This window comes from Mobiluncus mulieris, assembly GCF_014204735.1.
Classification (GTDB): domain Bacteria; phylum Actinomycetota; class Actinomycetes; order Actinomycetales; family Actinomycetaceae; genus Mobiluncus; species Mobiluncus mulieris.
Window position 1 is genome coordinate 633649 of sequence record NZ_JACHMA010000001.1, and the last position, 12239, is coordinate 645887.

The following is a 12239-nucleotide window of genomic DNA, read 5'->3' on the forward strand; positions in this document are numbered from 1 at the left end:
TATGGTACATAACCCGGAGGTCGTAGGTTCAAATCCTGCCCCCGCTACCAAGCAAATAGCCCCTGAACAGGCAAAACACCCGGTTCGGGGGCTGTTTTTTGCCCGGAATACCGGGTTAAAAACCCGCAAATAGCCCTTTTTAGATTTCGGTATCCCCAGGCCGTTACTCCTGACATACGGCAGGTGAGATTGGCGCCTCTGGGTCGCCATCCGGGATGGCACCTCATGAAGCCGAATTTTCCACCGCATCCGCGTTGGCTACTTTAGCTTTACGAATCATCAGCGCCGCAATAGCCGTAGTCAGAGGCAAACTCAAAATCAAAGCACTAGCGGAAGTGAGAATCTGGAGTAGCTCTGCCGCGATACTCTCGGTAGCGAACAATTCGCTGAAGGGACGGTCATAGAACATGACAATCAGCATTACCGTGGCCAAAGCTGCCCCCGTGTAAGCAAAGACCACCGTATAAATCGTCGAGGCAATGTGGTCACACCCAATCCGCATCGCGGAGCGATACACCTCCCAACGGGTGTAGTGCGGGGCGGCCAGACGCAGCTCCCACACCGAGGAAGCCTGGGTGATGGTCACGTCATTCAACACCCCCAGACCCGCCAAGATAATCGCTACAATCAACAATTGGCGCATGTTCAGATGGGGGATATTCGCCGACAAATCAAAAGACATGTCATCCACATATCCCGACAAATGTCCCAGCCACACCGCAGCTGTCCCGAACAGAGCCGACAATATCAAGCCGCACAGGGTGCCTAGCATCGCGGCCGCAGTGCGCATCGACACCCCGTGCGCCACGTGAATCACCACCAACATAATTGCGTTGGCACCCACCAAACCAACCCAGATTCCCGGCCGGCCGCTGGCCAAGGCCGGCAACATGAAAAACCCGATGATCGCTGTGGCAAAACCCAGTCCCAACAGCGAAAACACGCCCTTCCAGCGGGCGACTGCCACTACCACGACCACAAATAGCAACGCGAAGAACATTATTGGACCGGTGCGGTGTACCCCTGAAAAACTGTAGTTGTTGCCGGAACCCGAGGCACTGGCCGATCGCATTACCTGAACCATGTCGCCTGGCGAGAGGTTCGATTCCGCCGCCGGTCCCACCGATTCCACCGTGACGGTCTGGCCTTTTTCCGGGCCGGTGTCCAGGTGCACTTTCAGGCGAAGGCACGCTTGACGGGAACTGCTGGGGGTGGGAGTATCCGCCACGGTTGTGTCGATGCAGCGGGGTGTTACCTCCAGAATCTTGGCGTTTTCAAAAGAGACCCCCGCAGCGGTGGAAAAACTGGTCGGTTGGTGGCGAATCGCGGCCAGGTGATTCCAATCTGGCCACAACCAGGCCATTCCCACTACCGTTAGCAAGGTCAGCGCTGCCAACACTATGGTGACCACCAGACGCGCCGTTCGTGACGTGGTTGAGGCTTCTTGGGTTCGCGAAATCTTGACGGCGGCGTGGCTATGTCCCATAACCGGCCAGTATAGCAGTGAAGGCCAATACCGTGGGGTGAGTTGATATCGAGCGAGCCGTTGGTACCTGGTTGGCGGGGGTTGCAATAGTTTTCCTGGCTTTCACCAGGTATGGCATCTTTTCAGTATAGCCTTGGACACATAAGCCCTTTGCTAGAATTGTGGGCTGAGTAAAATCCCAGGTCACAGACTTATCTTGATGTCAAGATAGTTACTTTTACCTCTTATGTGTCCATGGATGTACTAAGCGCGCGTCAATTAGCCCCAACGGGGCAAGAAATGTTATCCTCAATAGCGCGGTTTTCGCACCGGCGAAACCAATGCCAGGACTCATAGCTCAGTTGGCTAGAGCGCCACGTTTACACCGTGGATGTCGGGGGTTCGAGTCCCTCTGGGTCCACGTTCGAGTCCTTTTGGGTTCACAGGGCACACAACCCGTACAGTGTATACAACCCGTACAGTAGCGGTCATCTTTACTGATTCTTTATTTTTCCCTTTCATACTGGGTTCATGAGGTGCCTCCCGGATTCCCGGCTAGCGCCTCATGAACCATCAAAAGAAACTGCCACGAAGGGGAAAACGATGACAGATTATATTTTAGAAACCAGGGAGCTGGTGAAACGCTTCGGGCGGGGCAAAAACCAGCAGACGGCGGTAAACCAAGTGTCCCTGCACGTGGAAACCGGGAAAATCTATGGACTTTTGGGACCCAACGGTGCCGGTAAATCCACGACTCTCAAGATGATTACCGGAATGTTGCGACCCACGGCTGGGGAGATTCGTTTTCAGGGGCATCCTTGGGAGCGTCGTGACCTCTACCATCTGGGAGCACTGGTGGAACAAGCCCCGCTGTACCCAAACTTGAGTGCCCGAGAAAACCTGGAAGTGCGCACCACCCTGCTGGGGCTGCCAAAAAGCGAAATCGAACGGGTACTGGAAATAGTCAGCCTGGCTGACACGGGCAAGAAACGCTGCGGAAAATTCTCGATGGGCATGAAGCAACGCCTCGGCATCGCTCTGGCACTGCTCGGGAATCCGCGACTGCTGATTCTGGATGAACCCACTAATGGTCTTGATCCGGTGGGAATCGAGGAACTGCGGGGGATAATACGCAGTTTCCCCAAGCGTGGCATAACCGTGCTGCTTTCCAGTCACATCCTTACTGAGGTGCAACGCACGGCGGATACCGTGGGGATTATCGTTGGCGGGAAACTCGCCTATGAACAGGCGCTGCGAGACGGCGAGGACCTAGAAGCCCTGTTCCTGGACGTGTGCCGGAAAGGGGGCATCCGGTGAATCCAGAAATGCTTTGCACTACCGCGCCCCATCCAGTCTCGTTTTTTGCCCTGCTGCGTGCCGAAACCAAGAAATCACGCCACGGGGCACCCCTGCGACTGGCTGTATTGTTGGCGCTGCCATTTCCGCTGCTAGCCCTGGGGATAGCCATGTTTATTCCTCCCCTGGGACTGCAGTTCTTCCCATGGAATTATTGGTACACCCTGCTGTTTCCAGTCGCTTTAGTGTTGCTGTCAGTAGTCACGGCTAGACTTGATTCTCGCCTCGGGCACCGCGCCTTACTCTCGCTGGGGACACCCCGGTGGCGCTTGTGGCTGGCGAAACACTGCCGTTGCTGGTTTTTGGCGGCGGTGTCCAACCTGATTGTTTTTGCTATCTATGCGTTGGGTGCGTTGTTGGTGCCGGGTGAATCCGCGAGGATACTCCCGATGCTGGCAGCGGCGCTAGCTATCACGGTTTTGAGTTCTTGGATAGTCCCAGTGGCGATTTTCCTGACGGCACGGTTGGGAGTGCTGGCGGGAGTCTTCGTGCCCCTGATTATCCAGTTAGTCCTGGGCTTTGCTTGGTTTGCGGTGCCATTTTGGCCACTGTTCCCACCAATCGCCACCGTGATTGTCCCCACCAGTTTCCTGCCAGTTTTACCCAGTGCCGAACCAGCCAGTGCCGACCCAGCCTTGGTGGCCAGCCTCACGGGTGGTGGACAGGTGGTCTTGGCGCTGGTCTGTGCCATAGTTTGGAGTGCGGTGTTGACCGTCCTGGGGTTGAGGTGGTTTGCACGCTCGGAGGAGTTGCGATGAGCAGCAAGGACACGCATCCTCTCCCGATGTTTTCCCCACGAATCACTTTCGGGCGGGCGGTGCGAGCAGAAACGCGGCGTTTGCGTCATTCTTTTCTGTTGCCCCTACATCTGGCGTGTGCATTAGTGGCTGGCGGGGGTGGCGGGGCTTATTTTGCTTTCGCGGCCTGGAATCCCACCCTGGGAGCCGATGCTTTTGTGCAGCTATTGGGAGCAATGATGCCGCTGATGGTGGGAATTATTTGCGGCATAGACGCGGATCTGGAAGGCGAGGTCACTAGGTTTTCCAACTTGGTGGCGCAAGCTTCTAGGTGGCGCGTGTTCACGGCGAGGATATTTACATTGTGGATGCTGGGGGCGCTGGCTTTGGGCTTGGCGGTGGGCGTATTCGCGGGCAGCCTCCAGCTGACAGGAAGACAAAGCCTGGAGGCCACCACCTGGATAGGAACCTGGCTGGGACTAAGTCTGGGCAGTGTTTCGCTGTATCTGATTCTTTATGTGTTTGCCCTGAGATGGGGGCGAAATGCCAGTATCGCGGTGGGTGCCGTTGGTCTGATGCTGGCCTTCTTTTCGATGGGCGGCTTAGCCCACGGTTTAGTGACCGGCAAACTCACGGCCAGTGAACTAAATGTATTCTCGGTTCTGCCCACTAGCTGGCCGGCGCTGCTGGGGGCTTTACCCATAGAATTAGCGGTGGCGTGGCACGCGGCTGGGGACATGGCTAGCGTGGTTTTGGGCACGTGGCAACAGGCAACGGGAATCTGTGGTTTTGGTCTCGTGATTTGCTACGGTGGAGCTGCTTGGTGGATTCGCCGTTTCGAGCCGCGCCAAAGTGACGCCTAGGGAATACGAAACAATGGACGGCGCTTGGCACATGGTGACAGTCAGCAAACAAGGAGGTGTGGAATGGCACGAATCTTGGTGATAGATGACGAAGTGGCGATTACGGATTTGGTGGCGCGAGCCCTGTCCCGTGATGGACAGGCGGTCTCGACGGTAAACGACCCGCAACAGGTGCTACGTCTCGATTTGCGTTACTACGACCTTATCCTGTGCGATGTAATGATGCCGGGGCTCGATGGTTTTGCCCTGGTGGAGCTAATCCGCAACCGGGTGGATTACCCCATCGTGTTCCTCACCGCGAAAGTCGGCGAATCCGATGCTATCCAAGGGCTCGAAATCGGAGCCGATGACTATATTCGCAAGCCTTTCAGCCTGGGGGAACTTCGCGCCAAAGTCAAGGCGCATCTGCGCCGTGACCAGCGCGGCCGTATTCAGGTTTTCTCTTTGGGGTCGGTACGTTTCGATATGGGGGTTCATGAGGTGCTAGTCGGAAACAAGGCCGTAAACTTGACGCCCACGGAATATTCAATCTGTGAGTTTCTGGCGCTGAATCATGGGCAAGTGTTCTCTAAAGAGCAAATTCACGACGAAGTATTTGGCTGGAACGAAGCGGCGGGGGAAACCTCCATTTTGATGCACCTGAGTAATGCGCGTGGCAAACTGCGCCAACACGGGATTGACCCCATCAAGAATAAGCGTGGGGTGGGATACAAATGGGAAGTGTGAAATTGCCACGCGTGGGGCTAAAGTTTCCTCTTTCCCTGGTGATAGGGCGGTATTTTCTCTATGTGCTGCTTGGGGCGCTGTTTGCGATGGCGGTGCCCTGGAGTGTCTTTACTTGGCAACTGAACACCGGGGCAGTTTTGCCGGCCAACTACGCCGAGAAACACTTAGCAGAAGTGAAGAATCGTCTGGCGATTCGTGAGAGCTTCAAGGCGGAGGAAATCCCCTCTGCCTACCGATACGCTCTGTGGGATGAAAATGGCAGTTTGGTGGCTGCTGATATGGACGAGGTGCAGCGAAAAATCGCTCGCTACCTGGTATTTTCACCTCGTAAAACGCCAGAAACCGTGAGCTATCCAGGGGGGAATTTTGTCTCCTTTAGCCTCGCAAAAGGAAATAAATGCGTTTTGAGCTATCACCTCATGCCCCAGTGGGCAAACAAAAATCTGCGCGATGGGCTGCCTAACCCTCAAAACCTGTATCTGATTGCCACTGTAGCCGGCTTGACGGCCATAGTGGGGGTCACCGCCTGGCGAGCCGGCTTGGTGCTGGGGAAAAAGATGCGGCCACTCACCGAAGTGGCTCGAGCCGTCGGACGGCAAGACTTCACCCAAACGGTGTCCACCAGCAATGTTGTCGAAATCGATCGGGTGCTACGTGCCATGGAACAAATGCGTGATTCTCTGTACACTAGTTTGACTAGGCAACAAGAAACCGAACGGCAAATCCGGGAACAACTGGCCGCTCTGGCGCATGACCTCAAAACTCCACTGACAGTGGTTTTGGGCAACCTGGAGTTACTGGCCGAGGACGCGGCAGTCGGAAAACTCGACACGGAACAGGTGCAATGCCTCCAGGCCGCTCGCGATTCCGCCTTGACTATCAGCGAGTTCGTCAACGTGATTGTACAAACCACATTGGGACAATCCCAGGGGCTAGACATACGGCCGATAGCGTTGGGAAAGTGGCTTGAACAGCTGGAACACCAGGCGCAAAACCTTAGCGCTACTCGCGGAATCACCCTGGAGACTTCGCGTTGCCCCGTGCTAACTAAACTTCTAGCGACCAACACGGATAAACCCCAGTTCAAAGGCGATGCCCTGGCCTTACAACGCGCGGTATTAAACCTGGTGGACAATGCCTGCGAGCACTCGCGTGGACAGCAGGTGAGGCTGAAATTCTCGGTGTCGAATGAGGCTGCGTTTTTGGTTATCTGCGTGGAAGATGACGGCGTGGGTTTTTCGGCTCTGGCGCTGCAGCGCGGCTGCGAGCGATTCTTCCGGGATGACGTTTCACGAGGTACCACTCGGGGCGCGGCGCACTTCGGTTTGGGGCTGGCAGTAGCCTCGGATGTGATTGCAAAACACGGCGGGACAATAGCGCTTTCGAACCGGGAAGATAGGCCAGGTCAGATTCGTGGAGCTCGCGTGAAACTTAGCCTGCCCCTCATGAACCCGACTGAAACCGCTGAGCCTAACAAGAACGTCGGTTGAGAGAAGCGAAAACGTGCAATTGCGCGTAATTGCCCCTAGAAAAATCCTGTAAGTCGGTAAGATTACAGAATGCGCATCGAGAATCTTTTGAAACGCGGGCTGGTGAAATACGAGGAAGTCGACCAGCTGCAGCGCGAGATATGGGCGGCAGTACGTGACGGCATCCAAGACCACACGCTTCTGGTGGCGCAATTCGAGCCGACCTATACGGCGGGGCGTAACACGCATGAAGTCGATTTGCTGAACAAAGAACTACCGGTAATCCGTACCGACCGGGCGGGGTCTCTCACCTGGCACGGGCCGGGGCAGCTGGTGATTTATCCGCTTGTGAAACTGCGCGAACCGGTGGATTTGATTGCCTATATTCGCGCCGTAGAAGCCGCTGTGGTTGACGCGGTGCGCGATACGTGGGATGTTCCGGTGGAAACCATTAAAGGCCGCGCCGGGGTGTGGATGCGCTATCGTGATGCTGGCGGGCGTACTGCCGTGCAACGCGGGGTGGGGCAAGACCGGAAACTGTGCGCAATCGGCTTAAAAGTAGTGCAGGCAACAACATTGCATGGCTTAGCGCTGAATATTAACCCTGACTTTTCCAACGCGTTTACCGGAATTATTCCCTGTGGTCTAGCGGACGCGGGGGTGACTTCGCTTTTTGAGGAAGGTGCATATCCGGCAATGAATCAGGCCGCCGCCGTGATTACCGGACAGCTCGCGAAGAAACTCCAGCCGCTCTTGGCGACTGGCACCTCATGAGCCGGTAAACCAAACCACCAACCGAAGCCGCGCGGAACCTACAAGAAAATTCGCAAAGCGACCCCGAAACGGGTATTATGCCACAATAAAAAATGTTACAAAGCAGGGGAGGGGCAATGTCAACGCTGGAGACGGAACGCACCCGTAAACCACTGCGCCTAGAGGTGCGAAACGCCCAGACTCCGCGTGAAAAACACCCCCAGTGGTTGCGTATCACCGCGAAAAGCGGTTCGGAGTATTTGGCGATGCGCGAGCTGATGTCAGGCGCGAAACTGCACACCGTGTGCGCCGAGGCCGGATGTCCCAACATCCACGAATGCTGGGAAGACCGCGAGGCGACATTTTTGGTCGGCGGGGCAATTTGTACCCGACGTTGCGGTTTTTGCGATATTGCCTCCGGTAAGCCCGAGCCCATCGACCCAGGGGAGCCGGAACGACTGGCGCAAACCGTGTCACACTTGGGGTTAAAGTATGTCACTATCACCGGCGTGACCCGCGATGACCAACCCGAGGCAGCGGCTTGGCTCTACGCCGAGGCAACCCGACAGATTCACGCCGCCTGCCCCGAAACCGGGGTGGAACTGCTGGTGGACGACTTTCGTGGGGCGCGCCGCGCCGTGGAGGAAGTGTTTAGTGCCGAACCACAAGTTTTTGGGCACAACCTGGAAACCGTGCCGCGCCTCATGCATCGGGTGCGCCCGGCCTTCGACTACCACCGTACTTTGGACATTATTTCCCAGGCGCGTTCGCGGGGGCTGATAACCAAGTCGAATCTGATGTTGGGGCTGGGGGAGGAACGTCACGAAGTCGAGGCTACGATGCGCGATATGCTGAACGCCGGGGTGGACATTTTGACTATTACCCAGTATTTGCGCCCCTCGCCGCGCTATTTGCCGATTGAACGCTGGGTGAAACCCCAAGAGTTCGTGGAGTTGAAGAATCTGGCTTTGGAGATGGGTTTCGCGGCCTGCATGTCTGGACCGCTGGTGCGGTCAAGTTATCGTGCTGGGAAACTCTGGGTAGCCGCCATGCACCACTATGAACGCCTAATTCCTCCGCAGTTTGCGCACCTGGAGGACGGCTCCGATAAGCCCGCCTGGCAGGAGGCCGAAAAAGTGCTGGAACGCCAGCAGCAGCGCGAACAGCGTTGTGCTTCGGCAAAGTCTGTCGTCTGTGCGTAGAGTTCCTTTTCACGAGGCGCTAGCCGAAATCCGGCGCTAGTGGAAGCAGGCGAGGAGGAGCTCCCGGTCGGGTTTCCCGTTGGAATTAAGCGGAATGGTTGGGACGATTGCCAGGCGTTGGGGCAGTTCATAGGGTGCCAGTCGGATTCGCGTCGCCTCACGAATTTCTGCTAATGCGGGCGGGTTTTCCGGATGCCTCGCCACCACCACCGCGCCGACAGCCTCGCCCCATTTGGTATCTGGCACTCCGACTACCGCCGCTTCGGCTACCGTGGGTAGAGCTGCCAGCGCTTCGGCTACCTTTAGGGCGAAGACCTTTTCTCCGCCAGTGTTGATAGTGTCACTGAGTCTTCCCCTCAGTCGCAGAAAACCATCCTGGTCGAATACCCCTAAATCCCCGGTTTTCAACCACCCGGTTTCCGGGTCTATCATAGCGGCGCTCAGTTCGGGGTCACGAAAGTACTGACCGGTGACACTCGGCCCGCGACACTCTAACTGTCCGATGGCGCCCGGGGGCACCGGCCGGCCGTCCTTACCGGTGACGCGCAGCTCGATGTGGGGGAAGGCCCGACCCACCCCGACTTCGCGCCCCGTCATCACCTCGCTGGTCAGACACGCCCCGGAGGCGCTCTGCTCGGTCATGCCCCAAATATTGATTGGCCCCCAACCTAAGGCAATGACCCGCGCCGCGAGTTCCGTATCCCAGGCCGCCCCGCCCACCAGCGCACGGGTAAAACTCGAGGTGTCGTAATTCCCCGTCTCGGCCGCGTCGGCTAGGAGCCTAAACATGGTGGGCACCCCGAACATCATCTGAATCTGAAAACGCTCGATGGCGCGCAATACCAGCTCAGGGTCGAATTTTTCGAACACCACCACCGTGCCGCCGTTGGTAAACAAATCCGTGGTGGTGCCGTTGAACCCGCCGATATGCGACAGGGGAGCGGCCACGGCTTCGACACAATCCGGGGAATATTCAAAGACTTCACGGAAATTTTGGCAGCCCCACCACAGGTTTTTATAGGTCAACAGGGCAGCCTTGGGGCTAGCTGCCGTGCCGGAAGTATAGATAATCGCGCCGGGCGTGGTGTCCGTGCAAATCGGCAACGACCCCAGTTGGCGCCTCATGCACAACGCTAAGTCCAAAGCGGAAGGTGACCCGGGCGACCCGGAGGTGGGGGAGCTATCGGCGGAAACGCGAGCGGCCATGCTGGTTGTGCCTGGAAACGTGACAGATGGGGCGCACCACCGCGCTAATTCCCCAAACTCCACGACCTTTCGGGGTTCTACCCCCGACGCGCTCAAGGCAGCGGCGACTTTTGCGTGGTTATCCGTGTCCACAAAAATCACTTCCGGCTCGCAGTGCGCCAACACTCCAGCCAGTTCTGCCTCGGGGTATTGCCAATTTAGCGGTACCGTCACCGCTGGCAGTGCGGCCGCAGCGGCAAAGGTCACGAGGTGCCACGGGGAATTCTTGCCTATCACCGCCAGACGTGCCCCCGGCTGAACACCCCAATCGCGTAACAGTCTCGCTAACGCCACCACGCGGGCAAAAGATTGTGCCACGTTCCAAGTCTCGCACTTTTCTAGATTGGTGCCGTCCTGGCGCACCCAAATCAGGGAACGTCGCGAGGGATGTCGCAACGCGGCTTCTTGCAAGAGGCGCAAGGGCGAATAGTCAATTGTCTCAAAGGTCACGCTAACACTTTAGTCTGGTGCGTGGGTTCATGAGGTGCCATTCCAAATCCGGTCGAAATCCTTTGCCGTCTTCTCATTGATTGGGAATTGGGCGCCGGATAAGCCTGATTACCTCGGATCAGCTGCGGTTGGGGTATCGCGGGTGTCGCGGGTATCGCGGGTCAGGAAGGCGGCGGTGGAGTTACTCAGTACCGCGAGTCCGGTATAGAACACGCCCCACGCCAAGGCGGAGTCGTTCATATAGATAAAGGTTGGTAGTAGCCAAAACAGAAAGGGGCAAATAATCCACAGGATTCCGAATCCTCGTTTCGCCCCGTCCCAGGCTGAAAGCGCCAGCACGATTGCGGGGAAAATTAGGAAGAGGGTGGTGATAGCGGACACTATTCCTGTTTCTGGGGTAGACAGCCTCCACAGCAGGGGAATCAACAGATAGCAGACCAATAGAGCGGCAAGTCGCCCCCAGGTTTCCCTTACCGGCAGTTTAGGTTTCATGATGCTATCCTTTCCTCGCTCTGTTTGGTGTTAATAGTATCATAAGATGGTATCTAGAATCTGGACAATTCCTGGCTAGGACTAGCCCACGACGGGATATCGTCAGGGAGAACCTCGCAGCGATAAGTTTCCTCGACGAGCCACTCGCCGCATCGGTTTTCCGCAGGGCAAGCACTTTCTGTTTGTGGGAGTATTTAATCTGAACAAATAATTCCACGAAGATTCCATATTTGTTCCAAAACAAAAGGCTGCAAAACGGCTAGGACATCAATGGCTTAAATAATCGCATTTTATGCTCCTTTGTGAGGCGTGAGGACTTTCCCCGGTAGCATAGTCCCATGAAAGCTGCTAGCGGTACCCCCAAATGAAAAATACAGTACTAGTCCCGGTATTTGGGGTCAGCGGTTGCACACCCAGTTTCCGATATTGGCGTGAACCAATACTCAGACACACAGGAACAATTTTACCCAAGATAGCCATCTTACGGTTCCTTTCAAACTAAAAGCTTTCATTCACCTCACCCGCACTTCACCCGGCGTGACTGGCCACGGTGCCAAGCCTAGTCCGCTACAACCCCCTAGAATACTGGCCAAAATAGAGAAAAATCTACCATAAAAGTGGGTTTTCGACCGTTGTAACCTATCAGCTCCCGCTATCCAATCAGACAGGGTTATGCGTACACCTACAGCTGGGAAAAAATTTCCATAAAGTAAAAGCAGGTTTGCTCTCATAAGGAGAGAAAGTATTCCTAAACTTAGAAAAATCAAGGTTAACATTGGAGTAATTTTTATGCCGAAAAATTGCTGATAGCATAAACAGTTTTTTCTTATCAACAGTGTTCGTAACACCTAAGTAAAGAGTGTCTTTTTGAATAGTTTCCATTTCATGTTGTCCTTTTCGTTGATTGTTTTACTATATTATGACCTCTAGCATGAAAAACCAAACATGAGACCAGGGTTTACGCCACGCCAACAGCAAGCACATATAAAAGACGAATGAGGGGCTATTTAGAATCCTTCGTAGATTTTGCGATTCCAGAATTTCTTGGACAGGGGTGCTGGATGTCCCCCGGGGCGGGTAACGGATCGATAAATAATAACCAGGGAAACAAAAATCATGGCCAGGTACGCTCCTCGGCCAAAGGGCGGGTATAACGCGAATAATGGAGCCACGATAGTGAGGCAGAAATTGTTGAAATAACAATGCTTTGATTTTGTTTCGATATCTAATTTTCGGAACACGATGTAATAAGTGGTGCCATAAACCGCTATTGCTGCCGCTGATAGCGCTAGGAAAATCGCAAAGTGGAAATTAAAGCTCCGCAATGCCGCCGCTGTGGCACTCGCCCAAAACGCTAAAACCTCCAACACGTGTGCTACCCGCAGTTTGACTGGACTGGTGGATTCCTCCATTTGAAGCATCTCTTTTCTGAACTCGCTGTTTTCTTCAGTCTAAGGCCATCCTTGAGTGTCTGTCTATGG

At 55.4% G+C, this 12239-nt stretch carries 12 protein-coding genes and 1 tRNA gene; 8 read left to right on the plus strand and 5 right to left on the minus strand.

The window, feature by feature from the left end; genetic code table 11:
- Nucleotides 1-223 precede the first annotated feature (223 nt).
- Nucleotides 224-1486 (minus strand): YibE/F family protein, encoded by a 1263-nt coding sequence (locus tag F4555_RS02875; RefSeq protein WP_004012712.1) that lies wholly within the window; start codon nt 1484-1486, stop codon nt 224-226.
- A complete protein-coding gene (locus tag F4555_RS11065) occupies nt 1476-1604 on the minus strand; it encodes a hypothetical protein (RefSeq protein ID WP_004014503.1) in 129 nt (42 codons plus the stop codon). Before F4555_RS11065 ends, F4555_RS02875 begins: the two co-directional genes overlap by 11 nt.
- Nucleotides 1605-1812: 208 nt before the next feature.
- Between F4555_RS11065 and F4555_RS02880 the strand changes: the two genes are divergently transcribed.
- From F4555_RS02880 to lipA, 8 genes are all read left to right on the plus strand, one after another.
- Nucleotides 1813-1886 (plus strand) — tRNA-Val (locus tag F4555_RS02880).
- 110 nt (nt 1887-1996) lie between these two features.
- Entirely contained in the window at nt 1997-2782 is a 786-nt protein-coding gene (locus F4555_RS02885; protein WP_004012706.1) for a lantibiotic protection ABC transporter ATP-binding protein, read from the plus strand.
- Nucleotides 2779-3579 carry a lantibiotic immunity ABC transporter MutE/EpiE family permease subunit gene (locus F4555_RS02890; RefSeq protein ID WP_004012705.1) on the plus strand — a complete coding sequence of 267 codons (801 nt, stop codon included), beginning with the start codon at nt 2779-2781 and terminating at the stop codon, nt 3577-3579. Before F4555_RS02885 ends, F4555_RS02890 begins: the two co-directional genes overlap by 4 nt.
- The gene (locus F4555_RS02895; protein ID WP_115325449.1) at nt 3576-4421 is read left to right on the plus strand and encodes an ABC-2 family transporter permease; all 846 of its coding nucleotides are present in this window, start codon (nt 3576-3578) and stop codon (nt 4419-4421) included. The genes F4555_RS02890 and F4555_RS02895 overlap by 4 nt, the downstream gene beginning before the upstream one ends.
- Nucleotides 4422-4484: 63 nt before the next feature.
- A complete protein-coding gene (locus F4555_RS02900) occupies nt 4485-5147 on the plus strand; it encodes a response regulator transcription factor (protein WP_004012703.1) in 663 nt (220 codons plus the stop codon).
- Nucleotides 5135-6637, plus strand: a complete 1503-nt coding sequence (locus F4555_RS02905; protein WP_115325448.1) for a sensor histidine kinase — start codon at nt 5135-5137, stop codon at nt 6635-6637. The genes F4555_RS02900 and F4555_RS02905 overlap by 13 nt, the downstream gene beginning before the upstream one ends.
- Before the next feature lie 69 nt (nt 6638-6706).
- Complete coding sequence (gene lipB / locus F4555_RS02910) at nt 6707-7390, plus strand: lipoyl(octanoyl) transferase LipB (protein WP_115325447.1); 684 nt, start codon at nt 6707-6709, stop codon at nt 7388-7390.
- A 116-nt stretch (nt 7391-7506) separates the two neighbouring features.
- Nucleotides 7507-8571, plus strand: coding sequence for a lipoyl synthase (lipA, locus tag F4555_RS02915; protein WP_115325446.1), 1065 nt, complete (start codon nt 7507-7509; stop codon nt 8569-8571).
- Nucleotides 8572-8607: 36 nt separating this feature from the next.
- Here the strand turns inward: lipA and F4555_RS02920 are convergent, their stop codons facing one another.
- From F4555_RS02920 to F4555_RS02930, 3 genes are all read right to left on the minus strand, one after another.
- Nucleotides 8608-10266 (minus strand): class I adenylate-forming enzyme family protein, encoded by a 1659-nt coding sequence (locus F4555_RS02920; RefSeq protein ID WP_115325445.1) that lies wholly within the window; start codon nt 10264-10266, stop codon nt 8608-8610.
- A 108-nt stretch (nt 10267-10374) separates the two neighbouring features.
- On the minus strand, nt 10375-10758 hold the full coding sequence (locus F4555_RS02925) for a DUF2651 family protein (RefSeq protein WP_114990239.1): 384 nt from the start codon (nt 10756-10758) through the stop codon (nt 10375-10377).
- A 1007-nt stretch (nt 10759-11765) separates the two neighbouring features.
- The gene (locus F4555_RS02930; protein ID WP_115325444.1) at nt 11766-12179 is read right to left on the minus strand and encodes a hypothetical protein; all 414 of its coding nucleotides are present in this window, start codon (nt 12177-12179) and stop codon (nt 11766-11768) included.
- Between the last annotated feature and the right edge of the window lie 60 nt (nt 12180-12239).